Source organism: Candidatus Melainabacteria bacterium, from assembly GCA_003963305.1.
Taxonomy (GTDB): domain Bacteria; phylum Cyanobacteriota; class Vampirovibrionia; order Obscuribacterales; family Obscuribacteraceae; genus PALSA-1081.
The window spans coordinates 362397-376757 of record RXJR01000004.1 but is presented as its reverse complement, the minus strand read 5'-3'; the positions used below and the strand labels follow the sequence as shown (position 1 = coordinate 376757).

Below are 14361 nucleotides of genomic sequence, written 5' to 3'. Positions count from 1 at the left end.
CTGTCGAGTGGCGATCCTTACTCTATATATTTTCGACTGCCGAACAGGCGCCTAAGTTCCCACTAACATTCATTTGAGGTCTCGGTAAAATGCAGCTTTTCTAACTTGCCAGTTGCTTTCACTACGGGAACTAGCAAAGCCTGAAACCGTCATGCAACCAAAGCTCACTGTTAGTTAATGGAGACCGAATAAATGTTTGGAACTATTCGAAAGGTGATATCTTTTGTGACGCTCGTCACAACGTTGGTTGTCGCTATTAGGGAGTTGAAAGTTGCAGTCGATGGCTTCCGTGGGTCGTTACGATCTACGAAAAACAGGTCTGATGCCGCTGTTAGTCGTGCCTGAAACTTTCGCTTTTTTAGATTTTTCTCCTCTTGCTTGTTGCTTGAGGATGTCATGCTGCGCTGAATTACGAGGATTAGAGAATGGAAACAATTAAGGGCCTGAAGGCAATGGTTCTGGCCGCTGGTGTTGGCTCGCGTCTTGATCCGTTGACAAGGTCAACTCCCAAACCTCTCGTTCCGCTCGCTAATCGACCGGTCATGGAGCATATTCTCGCTCTACTGAAACGCCACAATATCAACGACATCGTCTCCAATGTTCATCACTTGCCTGAACAGGTGCCCGCTTACTTCGGTGACGGCAGCAACTTGGACATGAACCTGACCTACAAACATGAGCAGATCTTATCGGGAGATGCCGGTGGAGTTCGTTCCTGCCGCAAATTTCTCCAGGATGGAACCTTCCTTGTGATCATGGGAGATCTGATCACTGATGCAGACATCTCTTACGTGGTCGAGCAGCATAAGTCCAAAGGTGCGATCGCTACGATAGCACTACAGAAGGTGGCAGATGTTCGACACTTCGGTGTCGCTGTGACTGACGCCGATTCATTCATCAAAGGCTTCCAGGAGAAGCCTTCGCCCGAAGAAGCTATTTCAGATCTGGCATCAACAGGCATATATGTCCTCGAGCCGGAAGTGTTCGACCATATGCCAGCAGATGGTCAATACGGTTTTGGTCGGCAGTTGTTTCCGTCGCTCGTCGAGAAAGGTTTGCCAGTTTTAGGTGTTCAGGTATTTGGATACTGGTCTGATATCGGCACAATGGAAAATTACAAGTTATCGAGCTTTGATGCATTGAAAGGCTTGATTGATATCGAATTGCCGGGGCAGAAAACTCAACACGGTTGGTACGATTCTGGAGCCTCAGTGGCTTCTGATTGCAACATAGATGCCAGAGTATTGATCGGTAAGAATTCTCGCCTCGACCCGGGCGTGACGCTGAAAGGTCACGTCATAATCGGTGATAACTGTCACATCAAATCTGGTGCAGTTATCGAAGACTCGATCATCTGGGCCGGCACAACTGTTGGCGCCAATGCCATATTAATAGACTCTGTTCTTGGTAACAATGTTGAGGTAGCAGACCGCTGTGTTATGACTGGTGAGGTGACTACTGAGCCTGTCAAGTTGAAGCCTGTAGAGAAGACTGCGGACCTGGCCTCTGCAAACGTGCTGCTGTCGCAGTTGCAACAACCAGTTGGGGCTCGATAGAGACATATTCCGCCCTGTTTAGTCTGGCGGGCAGCGCTTGAAACTTTGTTACGGGGACGACTCCTCTATCCACTTCTGCGCCAGTGGCAGCCCATCCTGCAGTCATTGACGGCACATATTTTCTGCGGTCTCATTAATTATCGCCTTAGCTCGTCCACTGACGGACAATCGAGGTAGGATCTTACTAGTCACTGATAGTCGACGGGTAGTTATTCACCTGCACGTTTTTTCTGAAGTGTTTCCGGCGGTAGAGATGGAAGAATTGTCGCAACCTTCGAAAGTGAAAAGCAGCGGAGGTAGGCCGATAGTCGACGTCACCGAAACTGGAGACGGCGAGCTACTTGCTGTCACCCGTGGCGATTCGGATGGTGAGCGCCTCGAGGCTGTGCCACAGAGTTCGTCTCTTTTTAAGTTTTTTTTCGACGACTGCGCGGCGCCTTGTTTTGTGAAAGACGATCAAGGTTGTTACGTCTTTATCAACGAGGAATTTGAGCGTCAGTTCGGAGTCAGACGATGCGATTTGATCGGCAGAAACGCTTCATCGTGGCTAGGCGAGGAATTCTTTAAAAAGATCCGCTTGCGCGATCACGAAGTACTGACGAATCAATGCGCATCGTCAGAGCAAGAAGAAATTACTGATGCCGACGGCGTGACGAAAACATGGCATGTTCATCGATTTCCCATTTTTGACTCACGGAGGCGCTGTTTTCTTGGTGGTATTGCATTTGATATCACTGCCGAAAAGCAGAAGCAAGAGCAAATGCGGGAAAAGAGCGAACTTCTCGAACTGATTTTGAATAACATCGGTGATCCTGTCATTGCCGTCGATCAAAGTGGAGCTTTGCTTCTGTTCAACCCTGCTGCTATCAAACTGCATGGACTGGACAATGCGCGTGGTAAATACGGACTTTTCATGCCTGATAAAGTGACGCGCTATGCCCAGGAGGAATTGCCGCTGGCACGCGCTATCAAAGGCGAGGAAGTGCGTGATCTGGAGTTGTTTGTACGCACTCCCTATCATAATGAAGGCATTACGGTCAGTGCCAGCGCTCAGCCGCTGCGAGATAAAGACGGGAAATTGCGCGGCGGTGCAGCTGTGCTGCGCGATATAACTCCTCGTAAGCAAGTTGAGGAGGCACTGCTTGCCGCTCGTGATGAAGCGCTAGCGGCCTCCGAATTGAAATCGCAATTTGTCTCTAACATCAGTCACGAGTTGCGTACTCCTATGAGCGGCGTTCTTGGAATGACTGAATTGTTGCTTGAAATGGGTCTTGAGCCTGAACAGAAGGAACTGGCTGTATATATCTATGAGTCGGCTCAAAATCTTTTGAAAGTGGTAAATGAGTTGCTGGATTTTTCCAGACTGGAAGCAGGCAAATTGTATCTGGAGAAAGCGGAGGTTGATATTCACGATCTGGTGCAAGCAAGCCTGCAGAGCATTTCAGCCAGTGCTGAACAGAAGCGGATCGCCCTGGTCTCGCGCATAGATGAGAATATTCCGCGGAAAATGATGGGCGATAAATTGCGTATTCAGCAAGTGCTCAACAACATCACCGCCAATGCCATCAAGTTTACAGAGAAGGGAAAGATAAACGTCTCCGTCACAGAAGCCCGTCAGTTCGCCGGCGGTATGATAGTGCGCTTCACCGTAAGTGATACCGGAATCGGCATCGAGAAGGCTCAGCAGGAGACTCTGTTCCAGCCGTTCGTTCAAGTCGACGGTTCGAATACTCGCAAGTACGGCGGTGTAGGTTTAGGTTTATCAATATGCAGACGCTTAATCAAACTCATGTCGGGTGATATTGGTGTATCCTCTGTAATTGGAAAAGGCTCCGATTTCTGGTTTGAAGTTCCCATGGAGGTTTTAGCGAAGGCTAACCATGAGCAGTAACGCGAAAGTGATTTTAGTCGTTGAAGACGATGAGACACTGCGTCTTCTCGCCACTAAGCAGCTGGCGAAACTTGGTTTCGAAGGTCATGCTGTAGCCGACGGCAGTGAAGCTGTGGAGAAGGCGGCCAGGGTTGACTATTCTCTCATTTTGATGGATATACAAATGCCGCGAATGGATGGCATTGAAGCGACCAGCGCAATTCGTCAGTTGGAAAATTCCAAGAACAACGCTCGTGTGCCGATTATCGCTATGACTGCTAACCCGGACAGACAGAGATGTCTTGATGCCGGCATGGACGACTTTATTTTTAAGCCCGTTATGCTTGGCCAGTTGAGGGAACTTCTCGATCGTTGGCTGCCGGCTGCCAGCTGAAATACCCACAGGCTGTCGTTCTAACCTGTGGACGCGGTTCGATACCTGGGAACTTTTCTGTTCACAGATCGACAACTATTTTAGTAAACGCATATTAAGAGCAGAGGTGGGAGCATGGGTGAAGATGCTCAAGGCAGCGCGCAGGTAATTGGCATGCTGCGTGCCGATCACGGTCACATAAAGGATTTGATGGCGCGGCTGAGAAGCGCGGCTGACAAAGCTGAGCAGGACCGTGTGCTGGCAGAACTATTTCTTGATTTGCGAATTTTGTCGGTGCTCGAGCAGCAATTCTTTTATCCGTCACTGGCTCCGGTCGTCGATCAAAAGCAAATAGCAGAGCTTGGCAAAGAACTGTACTTCATGCTCACACTGATGCTCGAGTTGGAGAGTACATACGCAAGCGAAGCGCCGCTTGAATCTACTCTGGCTCTTTTAAGTGAGCGTTTCGAGCAGCATGTGCACAAAGACGAAGGTCTTTTTAGACAGATGGAGAAGTGGGCCGTTGATTGGCGCAGCCAGCTCGCCAGCATGGCGGATCGAATGGAAACTTACAGAATCGAGCTGAAACAGAAGCTCTGTCGCAAGCTCACTGATTGTCGCGGTGAGAGTCGCTTCCAGCCTCCGTTTTCGATACGACGCCGTTGTGCGTGACGATTATTTCAATCATTTATATGGGCAAGATCAGTTTGCCGCTTGTCGGCAGAAAGAGAAAATTAGATGACCGTAGTGAGGTCCTTCTTATGCCTGATGATAACAAGAAGGTTCTTCTCGTTGAAGATAACATCGTCAATCAAAAGATGGCGACACTACTGTTGCAGCAATTGGGTCTGATTGCAGATGTTGTAGACAGTGGCAAGAAAGCGCTGCATGCAGTTGAGAGGGAAGTCTACGCAGTCATCCTTATGGACTGTCAGATGCCTGAGATGGATGGCTTTGAAGCAACAAAAGCGATCCGCAAATTAGAGGCTCTACGGGGCAGCTACACGCCGATAATCGCTGTTACTGCTCTTTCTATGGTCGGTGATAAAGAACGTTGTATTTCAGCCGGAATGGACGACTATATCTCCAAACCGATTGACAGGCAGATGTTGAAAATTAAGCTCCATCACTGGTTGCAGAAAGATATCGTCTTGAGGAATCAGGAGCTTTCCAAAAAATTTGCCCAACCAGCTTTATTTGTTTCAGAAATCGAGCCGCCAATCGATCTGGCAGAACTGCATGATTATTACGGTGAGGAAGTCGGTGACGTGCTGGCTACATTTGTGAGAAGCACGAATAGATTGATGCAAGAGATTGATCAGTCAATCACGGAAAGCAATGGCGATAAGCTCGCTTATTTAGCTCATGAACTGAAAGGCTCTAGTGCTTCGGTGGGCGCTAAAGGAGCCGCCAAAATTTGTTTGCTACTGGAGCGTTCTGCCGGTCTTAAAGACTTTCACGAAGCAAAGGAGGGTTTTACAGCGCTCTCTCTTGCTTTTTCCCGAATCAAAGATTTTATCAATCAGCAGAACTCGGCTTCTCACGAAGAGGTAACTCTGCCAAGAAGAGAGTAGCAATAAGCGTTGCTAGAAGCAGCATTCCGTATAGAAAGAAGATTTTGTCAATCGAATCAACCAGTGACTGTTTGACGACTGCAAGAATGCTGTCTATCTGTTGCGGCGCTAAATGCAGATTTTCCAGACTGCGATGTAACTTTGCAGATTCGAGCGGATTATGCAGCAACGCCCGGGCCTGTGGGCTGAGGGTAGAAAGTGCTGCTGAACCAGCTTTCAAGCCTACCTCGTAAAGGGCAAGCATGACGGTGCCAAAGACGGCGACGCCAGTCGTGCCTCCTACTGAACGAAAGAATTGGCTGAAACCGGTTACTGCACCGATATCTTTTTCGTCGACGGCATTTTGTATGACCACCGTATAGATGGGAAGAAGAAGCCCCAGTCCTGCTCCTACTAGGAGCATGTTGGAGAGCATGTAGGCGATCGACGATGATGTATTTATCTGCGCCAGCATGAACGTCCCGAGTGTCATACAAGATAGACCGGCGTAGAGAATCGCTTTGTACCGTTTTGATTTCGACATCCAGTAACCACCTATGATACTGGTCAAAGCGACGACGACAATAAGCGGAGTAAGCAGCGTACCTGATTTTGCGGCTGTCATACCGACTACGCTTTGAAAGAAGATTGGCAGGAGCATAATCGAACCAAACATGCCTATTCCAGTAACGAAAACCGACAGGCAAGAGATGGTTACAACCCGATTGGCAAATAACCGAACATCCATAAAGGGGTGCTGCACTTTCATTTCATGCTTGATGAACTTGGTCGCCATGCCTGCTGCCGTAAGCATCGCGCCCGCCACAGGCAGGCTCAGCCAGCCCTCGCTGCCGCTCCAGCTCAGTCCCAAAAGTAGTGGCACGAAAGCACCGATGAACAGGAGCACGCCAACGACGTCGAGATTCTCTTGTGAATTTGTTTTTCTGTCTGATGGAAATGTGAGATGAAAAATCAGTGCCGCCACAACCCCTATCGGTACGTTCATGAAAAACAGCCAGCGCCAGCTGTGGTGGTCGCTTATAAAGCCGCCGAAGGTTGGTCCGACGATTGATGCAAGGGCGAAGACGGCCGCGAAATGCCCCTGATATTTACCGCGTTCAGCTGCTGGAAATAAGTCTCCTACGACTGAAAAACACAGACCGAGAATGATACCAGCCCCCAGTCCCTGCAGACCTCGCCAGACGATGAACTGATTCATCGGGTCTAAGATGGCACCGAAAGGTGCCATGCCGGAACACCCACAGAGCACTGAGGCGAGAACGAAAAGCAGGACACCTGCGATGAGTAGATGTTTACGCCCGTATAGATCTGATAGTTTGCCGATTACAGGAATTGAGATTGTTGAGGTGAGGAGATAGGCTGAAGTCGCCCACGCGTAGCGGTCGAACCCGCCCAGGTTTGTCACTATTTTAGGCATGGCGGTGCTGATTATTGTCTGGTCGATGGCGGCCAGAAGCAACATCAATTGCAGTCCAAAAATTACAGCAGTGGTGTTCGGCAATCTCTTCGGTTGCGTTGTCGATTCAGTTTTCTGCTCTAAGATCATAATTTCCGAGTCGGTGCGAGCCGTTTGCAGGTGGAGCACCATTTACGGTCCGCACCATATCGCAGAAGCGAGGCAGAAGCGCCTCGACGCTGAAGAGATTGTGCACCGCTCTGGCTAGCTTCTTCAGCTCATCATTGTTTGGCGGAGAATCTTTGACGGATTGCAACCGGGCTGCCAGTGAACCGTTTTGCGACAGGTCTGTCGTATATTTGGGATCGCCGAGAACAAAACGGCTGGCTGCATGACTGTGAGCTACAACCGGTATCTCAGCCAGTGCAGCTTCAGCCATGGCATTTCCGAGACCCTCTTGCAGGCTGGGCAAGACAAAGCAGTCCGCTGCTTGCAACGCCTCATGCACTTTTGCTTCAGGCAAAGTCAGCCACTGCACACGCCCCGGCAGTTTCTCTTCCGCCAGTTTGCGCAGATAACTTATGTCTGGCTCCGGGTGACCGCAGAGCATGAGCTTCACGTTCTTGTCGGGTAATTGAGCGACTTCCTCAATCAGGTAATCGATTCGCTTATGGTAGCGATTCCAGGCGGCGACACAGATGACCACCCAGTCGCTGTCCGTATAGCCAAATTGGGATCGCAGGTGCTGGCGCGACTGCTCCGATTTCTGGAAATACAAAAAGTTAGTCAGAGTCAGATTCTTCTCTGACGGCAAACCATATTTGATGGCATCAGCGTATGATTCCGGCTGTAGATGCTGGATGTAGTCGAAGTCTTTGTAAGTGGGCGGGTTGAATGCTCCGCCGTTTGCGAATATGACTTTGTACTTGAAGCCGAACGATTTTCTGTAAGCGTCCAGGAAATATCCAAACGGCACTTCTTTGGTCCAGACAACATCTGGCTTGAAACTGAAAAGTTCAGGCAAAAGAGAGAGCGCGAAAGAAATCTGCTCGACACCATAGGCGAATTCCCAGAAGCGGCGATCGTTTATGTGGCTGATTAGCGCCAATCCTTTCTGCACTTCGTCGCGCGGAATATTCCAGACGAATTTCGCGCCTTCGTGCTTGCCGCCACTGTACAGTCGCACATCGAAGTCGCTCTTCTCATGGAGCGTCTTGTACAGACGGGCGGTGGAGACTTCAAATCCTCGGTTGACGTTGCCGAGGCCGCAGCTAATAAGAGCTAGTTTGATCTTTTCGGATCTCATACAAATTCAATTGAATACTCGCTGATTGTAAAGCGTGGAGCTGATTTTCATATAGATCACTCCACTAATAATGTCTGCCATGACGGCTTAAGCCCAAAGCAGTTCCCGCTTTCTGTAGTTGACAAGTTTCTCAATTAATTGCTGAGCGGAAATATTGAAACTTAGTGGCGCCCAGTTGCGTCCCTTCCAACGCAACAGTTGATTTTGGTCGCAGTTAGTTAAGAGGTTCGCAGTATGGACATTTTTGAATATTTGACCGCAGAGCATAACGATATCGAAGAGAAGTTGATCGAACTGACTGACAACTACGACACCTGGTCGCGGGAAAGAGTATTCGATTCTGTAAAGGTCGTCTGTGACGCCATTATGGGGCATTTGAAGAAGCAAGAGCATATTCTCTTGAACAATCTCACTAAGACGTCCGACCTGGTTCCCCTCATGCAAAGTGCTCAGGTAGATCGCGCCAGAGTTGAAGAGGAAATTGGTCAACTTGTCATGGTGCACGTCGACGAGCCTGCTTACGAGGAGTATTTGTCCAATCTTTTAAGAGTGATTGAAGAGCACATTGCCTTTTCCAAATCTTTTTATGCTCAGTTGAAAGATCATGCCAATCCAAAAGAGTTAGGCAAAATCAACCAATCTCTTAAGGATATGGTGCTGCATACGGCCGAGTACAACGCTATTCAGACCCAGGCTTAGTTTTCTGACCCCGGGTCTGATAGAAGTTCAGCGATTTTGTGACCGTGCTCCTTGCGAGTGCGGTCTTTCGTTAATCTATTTCCGGAACAAAGCGTTTCAAGAGATCGTGGAAATGCTTGACTCCCTTTTCCCATCGAGGCGCGTAGCGCCCGCGTTTATAAAATCTGGATTTAACGCCCTGCTGGACGCGTTCGACGATTTCTTCGTCTTCTCTTTCTACTCGGTCAAGAGCAGCGCCTGCTCCCAGCGCTCGTTTTGATTCGTCCAGGACATAAGGCAAGAAGACAACTTTAGTCAATTCTTGACCGAGTGGTTGTACTATGTTAATCGACAAGCCCCAGGGATAAAAGTTGAACATCATATTGGGGAAAAGCCAGTAATAGTAGCCGCCAATGCGCTGTCCAAAGTCTGGTGAGGAGCGGGGCAGATCAAAACATTCCTGGGCACTGGATGCGATACCAATTTGTAGATTGGAGTATTCGTAAATTTCAGAGCGGTAATCTTTGATATCGAGTGCGGTGGCAAGATCGGGGTGCACATAGGGAATATGCATACCTTCCAGATAATTCTCGCAGTAGAGAGCCCAATTGGCTTTTACAAGATATTCACGGGCGCCCGTCGAATCAAAGAGAAACTTTTCCAGCGGTAACCAGCCCAGTCGCTTATCCATATCTGCCACCAGTTCAGCCAGGGTGAACAGCGGTTGTGTCACGGAAGCGTTGACGAATAGCATGGTTTTCCAGAGAGCAAAAGGCACCGCCGTCAGGTTGTCCGACTCTGCCGGAAAGTCGATGGCATCCTCAAAGCCGGGAGCGGAGGTTATCTTGCCATCGAGGTTGAATCGACGTCCGTGATACCTGCAGCGCAACGATGTGGTGTGGCACTCTCCTTCTGTTAGCATGTTGCCCCGGTGAGTGCATACATTTGAGAGGCAATGCAGTTGATCGCCGCTGTCACGTGTGAGTAAAACCGGTTCGTTTAGAAATCCCTCCAGCATTGTAAGGGGAACCGCATGACCAGGCGCTTTCAGTCGAGCGGTGTCGGTGACGAACTGCCAGCTGCGAGCGAATATGTTCTCTTTTACAAGCGACAACAATTTTTCATTTCGGTAGAAGTCAGCCGAAATTGTATAAGCGTTGCGGATATCGTTTTGTTCAGGCAAACTGCAGGCACTCGATGTGTACGACTGATGATGTTTTAGAGCGGTGCGGTCGTAAGAGGCGATGGTTGCTTGCGCAGGAAATCCTTGAGCTGCCAGGCAAGGTCCGACTTGCGATTGGCAAGACGATTCTGCAGACGCTCCAGGCGATCGGCGATGTCGCTATTGCCCGGATTCAAGGCATGCGCCTGACTGAGAAATTTGACGGCTTCGTCATACTGTTGGAAATACAACTCCAGGTTGTTTGCCAGACGATAGGCGGCTAAGTACTGAGTCGGGTCTGCTCGATAGGCTCGAAAAAATTCTCGAGTGGCCAGGTCATGATAGCCGTAAAAATCGAACATCTCGCCCAGCGTGAAATGCCAACGAGTGTTGTTCACTTGTCTATCAAGCTTTTCTAAGGTCTTCGTCGCTGTCTCTTGAACATACTCACGCGGCAATTGCGAGATCGCAGTGGCCACGAGCCACTGCGTCTCGCGATCAGGTTCACCGTTGCGACTGGAGAGCGCCAGTGCCACCAGTGCTGGTTCCAGTGCCATCTTCAAATCGTTGGTGGCGAGGCAAGACTGAGCAAATTTTCTTGCATAATCTGGCTGCATTGGAAACGCGATATAGGCGTTTCGAAGAAAAGGCAAGGCTTGATTGAACTTGCGCATTGTGAAAAGAGCTTGTCCCTTAATGGCATTGCCCAGAGGATACTCAGGGTTTCTGGCTAAATCGTTGTCGACGAGGATGGAAGCCAGTCCCGCTCTTCCTTCTCTCAGTTGAACTTCAGCCTGAGCTGTGCCCATTCCAAAAAAAGCCGGGCCTGACTTCATTACTTGATTGAACTTTTGCTCTGCCTGTTTTACGTCACCCTTAGACAGATAGTAGTTACCCATCCAGAAAGTGATTTCGCGGTCGTTTGGAAAACGCTTATCAGCTTCTTTCAAAAGCCTCATTGCGGCTTCTTTCTGCCCCACACCGATTTCGGCTTTAACGAGCTCAATTACTGCCTTTGGACTATCGGGACCATACTGGACGGCCAATTGATATTGTTCAATCGCCTGCATCGGCATCCCGACTCGATCTAACGTGTTCCCCATGACCAGGCGGGCAAAGTAATCTTTCGGATATTTGTCGACAATTGCCTGCACCTGAGCCACAACTGCTTCAGGAGGACGTTTAGCTTCGTTGTCTTTGAGAACCTTGTTGAGAACTTCTCTATCTTGATTACTGATGGACTGACTATATGCTGGATATACTGCTGTCGACAAAGTTGTTGCCAACAATAAAATCGCTAAACGAATGGAACGATGATGTTGTTTCAATTCAGTCCTGCTCTTGTTGTAGGAGAAAAATTATAATAGCTTAACAAAGGCGGGAAATGCTCGTGTGCCGCAGTAGCTTTATCTCTTCAATTCTAGCCCCTTGCAAACTTGGTTTACCCGGGTGAAATTTGCAATCCATGACAGAGGTGGCGCTTAACCCACTAGGGCGTGGGTATAATGAGATTACCTTTAGATTTCTTCACAGACCCCTGCGTCTTACGGCTCTTGAGGTTGTGGTTCACAAACCGGTAACCTGTTTGTCGAAGGTCTCAATTCGATGGAGTGCACATGAAGTTTTATCGGAACAAAAAGGGCGGTTCTGGTACCGTCGAATTAGCTCCTGCTTTAGTTGTTATTTTCATCGTCATTCTCATTCCGATGTTGGACTTGCTCTATTTGAGTTTGGCTTATGCGGCTGGTTGGTATTGCAATCACCTCGTCGTTCGGGAAGTCGCCTGTCGCGAGCCTAGCAATGCGACTGCGGCTGCTGACTCAGCGACTACAGCTTGGGCTGCCACCGGTCTGGCCAAGTTCATCGGTGCCGGCAAAAGCGCTGTAGTCAATTCGCCCACATTTACTAACGACGCAAACGGCAACCCGATTTCATGCACGGTTTCAACCGTAGTTACTGTTCAACCGTTTCTACCGATTCCATTTTTTATGAAGATACAGGGTATGAATCAACCAGTGAATTTTGCCTATTCAGCGGAGCGACCGCAAGAAGAGAAAGGCATCAAATAGATTTTAGAAGCGAAAGAGGGATAACGTAGATGTTGGTTCAAGGACGACTGGGTCAAGAACGAAAACAGAAAGGTAGCAGCATCGTGGAGACTGCTGCAGGTCTCATTCTCCTTATACCAATCGTACTCTTTCTAGTGGATGTGGCAGCTATGGTCGTTGTGCAAACGGAGAACGACAAACTGGCGAAAGCTTGTGCCCGCGCTGCCGCCGAGTATCCACAGGGGGATGTGAAAGCTGTCAATGCGGCCAAAGGCGTATACATGAATCAGCATGATTCCAATTTGCTGAAGAAGGCACCCTTTGACCCGAGCGGTGCTCCTACCTATCTTTCAGCAGGCATGGTTACGTGTAAAACCACAATCACTTGTACACTGCCTGTGCCCGTGCCGCTGGTAGGAAATTCACAAGTCGCTTTCAACGCCATTGCAACCGAACCAATCGTTGGTGAATTGCCTTAGGCAAAAAAAGTTAGACGAAGATGCCTGCCACTTGAGCTGGTCGTTTTACGCAGTATGTAAATCCTGACCCGGCCTGTGCTTCCAACTAATGATCTAGCACTTCATCGCCTATTTTCGGCACGAGAACCGTTGGCACTTTCGCAATTGCAGTGTCTTCGATTGAGACAAATTTGACTTCTGGAACTGTTTCCTGGGCTTTGTCCAACAGCGCTTTCTGGTTGGTTTTGCTGGCATCGTAGAGTACTACTGCAGCGTATGGAGCCTGCAGTTGCACGGCTGCTTTGATTGAACCCGGCACACTGCTGATGCGCTTCTGTATGCCAAGCAAACAAACCGCGCAACTCTTACCGGTAACTTTGAAGTCCAGTCGGTGCAACGCTTTAGGATTATAAGACGGGGTCTTACTTTCAGTCGTGGTCGAGACCAACCCGCCCTTATCTTTTGTCACTTCAGCACCAGTCTTTGTTTTTAGTGGTGCCGCAGCTGGTGCCGGTGCTGCGATGGCTGAGATATTGCTTGTCACTGAAGCGATAACGACCGCCGCCAGCACTAACAGATTGCCCTGCTCAAGTTTTCCCATATTCAGATCCTTCCGGTGAAGACAATTTCAGTTTAACGCATCGTTGGTTTCGATGCAGACTAACTTTCCTTCTGTCGCAAAGCATTGGCAATCGACTCTTCGTAAGGAGGGCGCAGTACGCCACATTCGGTAATTATGCCGGCTATAAGTTTGGCTGGTGTGACGTCGAAAGCCGGGTTGTACACCTTAACGCCATCCATGCTTGTTTGTACGCCTCCAAAGCTTGTGATCTCTGATTCGTGGCGTTCTTCAATCGGGATACTCTTGCCCGTCTGAATGTGAGGATCGATTGTCGATACTGGCGCTGCTATGTAGAAAGGTACATTGTGATAGTTTGCCACCACGGCCAGATTATAGGTGCCGATTTTATTGGCCGAATCGCCATTTGCGGCAATGCGATCGGCGCCAGTTACTACCATCTGCACTTTGCCGTCTGCCATTAGATGACCTGACATAGAATCGCAAACCAGGGTGGCTGGAATTTTGTCTTGATGAAGTTCCCAGATAGTCAGTTTAGAGCCCTGATTGCGTGGCCGGGTTTCGTCGACATAGACAGCAGGATTGAGCCCTTTCAGTGCGGCTGAGCGGATGACACCAAGAGCGGTGCCCCAACCGCAAGCGGCGAGTGACCCTGCGTTGCAGTGCGTCATGATTGAGGCGTCGCGGGGAACCAGCTCCGCTCCGAATTCACTGAGAATGCGATTGGTTTCGATGTGCTCGTCTAAGATTCGTCTGGCGCAGTCCATCGCTCTTTCTGCCATGGCACGAGCGTCAGCGTCGAGATTGGTATTTCCGTATCGCTCCACTTCGAGATAGAGTTTTTCTGTGGCCCAGCGTAAGTTGACCGCTGTCGGTCTCGTCGCTTGTAAACGCACCCTGGCTTCATTCAAGTGCTTTAGAAATGTCTTTTTGTCGATGGAGTGGTTTGCTGAGAGCCGCATAGCCTCCATGGCCAGTCCAAATGCAGCAGCCACTCCTATAGAGGGGGCCCCTCTGACGACCATGTCTGTGATGGCAAAGCACATGTCATCTAAAGAAGTAGCGTCAAACATCTCAAACTTGTACGGCAAGTGTCGCTGATCAACGAGCAGCACTCGATCGCCTTCGAGAACGAGCGGCAGAACGCCGATATCAAGCTGTTGGGTCGAATCGACAGTCATAAACTCCCTCAGGCAAACTACCGGACCAGTAAATCATCAAATCAGCGATAAGGCCCAGACGCATCAGGCACAAATGCTACAGCACCCTAAGATACCCCGACTGTAAGCTTGTGAGCAAGCTGCTTAAAGATAATGGCGCTGTCAGCATTTGCTTACAGCGCCATCAAATTGATTTTTCG

Annotated in this window: 14 protein-coding genes; 8 read left to right on the top strand and 6 right to left on the bottom strand. The window is 49.3% G+C overall.

Going from position 1 to position 14361, the window contains the following annotated elements; genetic code table 11:
- Positions 1–425 precede the first annotated feature (425 nt).
- The 5 genes from EKK48_05895 (at position 426) to EKK48_05875 (ending at position 5373) form a co-directional block, all read left to right on the top strand.
- The gene (locus EKK48_05895) at positions 426–1556 is read left to right on the top strand and encodes an NDP-sugar synthase (protein ID RTL44779.1); all 1131 of its coding nucleotides are present in this window, start codon (positions 426–428) and stop codon (positions 1554–1556) included.
- 253 nt (positions 1557–1809) lie between these two features.
- On the top strand, positions 1810–3447 hold the full coding sequence (locus EKK48_05890) for a PAS domain S-box protein (protein RTL44778.1): 1638 nt from the start codon (positions 1810–1812) through the stop codon (positions 3445–3447).
- Positions 3437–3820 (top strand): response regulator, encoded by a 384-nt coding sequence (locus EKK48_05885; protein ID RTL44777.1) that lies wholly within the window; start codon positions 3437–3439, stop codon positions 3818–3820. The genes EKK48_05890 and EKK48_05885 overlap by 11 nt, the downstream gene beginning before the upstream one ends.
- Before the next feature lie 114 nt (positions 3821–3934).
- Positions 3935–4471, top strand: coding sequence for a hemerythrin domain-containing protein (locus EKK48_05880; protein RTL44776.1), 537 nt, complete (start codon positions 3935–3937; stop codon positions 4469–4471).
- Positions 4468–5373: a response regulator gene (locus EKK48_05875; protein ID RTL44775.1), complete on the top strand. Its 906-nt coding sequence runs from the start codon at positions 4468–4470 to the stop codon at positions 5371–5373. The genes EKK48_05880 and EKK48_05875 overlap by 4 nt, the downstream gene beginning before the upstream one ends.
- Here EKK48_05875 and EKK48_05870 read toward each other — a convergent pair.
- On the bottom strand, positions 5318–6961 hold the full coding sequence (locus EKK48_05870) for a DHA2 family efflux MFS transporter permease subunit (GenBank protein ID RTL44774.1): 1644 nt from the start codon (positions 6959–6961) through the stop codon (positions 5318–5320). The genes EKK48_05875 and EKK48_05870 overlap by 56 nt on opposite strands.
- Entirely contained in the window at positions 6897–8075 is a 1179-nt protein-coding gene (locus EKK48_05865) for a glycosyltransferase (protein RTL44773.1), read from the bottom strand. The genes EKK48_05870 and EKK48_05865 overlap by 65 nt, the downstream gene beginning before the upstream one ends.
- Before the next feature lie 234 nt (positions 8076–8309).
- Between EKK48_05865 and EKK48_05860 the strand changes: the two genes are divergently transcribed.
- Positions 8310–8774 (top strand): hypothetical protein, encoded by a 465-nt coding sequence (locus EKK48_05860; GenBank protein RTL44772.1) that lies wholly within the window; start codon positions 8310–8312, stop codon positions 8772–8774.
- A 70-nt stretch (positions 8775–8844) separates the two neighbouring features.
- Here the strand turns inward: EKK48_05860 and EKK48_05855 are convergent, their stop codons facing one another.
- Positions 8845–9936 (bottom strand): aromatic ring-hydroxylating dioxygenase subunit alpha, encoded by a 1092-nt coding sequence (locus tag EKK48_05855; GenBank protein ID RTL44771.1) that lies wholly within the window; start codon positions 9934–9936, stop codon positions 8845–8847.
- Between the two features lie 35 nt (positions 9937–9971).
- The gene (locus EKK48_05850; protein ID RTL44770.1) at positions 9972–11189 is read right to left on the bottom strand and encodes a tetratricopeptide repeat protein; all 1218 of its coding nucleotides are present in this window, start codon (positions 11187–11189) and stop codon (positions 9972–9974) included.
- Between the two features lie 342 nt (positions 11190–11531).
- Here EKK48_05850 and EKK48_05845 point away from each other — a divergent pair, with 342 nt between their 5' ends.
- Together EKK48_05845 and EKK48_05840 are read left to right on the top strand one after the other, a co-directional pair.
- Positions 11532–11984, top strand: a complete 453-nt coding sequence (locus EKK48_05845) for a hypothetical protein (protein RTL44769.1) — start codon at positions 11532–11534, stop codon at positions 11982–11984.
- 29 nt (positions 11985–12013) lie between these two features.
- Positions 12014–12442, top strand: coding sequence for a hypothetical protein (locus EKK48_05840; GenBank protein RTL44768.1), 429 nt, complete (start codon positions 12014–12016; stop codon positions 12440–12442).
- A gap of 85 nt (positions 12443–12527) precedes the next feature.
- On the opposite strand, the gene EKK48_05835 is transcribed toward EKK48_05840, so the two are convergent.
- Complete coding sequence (locus EKK48_05835) at positions 12528–13022, bottom strand: hypothetical protein (GenBank protein ID RTL44767.1); 495 nt, start codon at positions 13020–13022, stop codon at positions 12528–12530.
- A gap of 59 nt (positions 13023–13081) precedes the next feature.
- Positions 13082–14182 (bottom strand): S-methyl-5-thioribose-1-phosphate isomerase, encoded by a 1101-nt coding sequence (gene mtnA / locus EKK48_05830; GenBank protein RTL44766.1) that lies wholly within the window; start codon positions 14180–14182, stop codon positions 13082–13084.
- Positions 14183–14361: the final 179 nt, after the last annotated feature.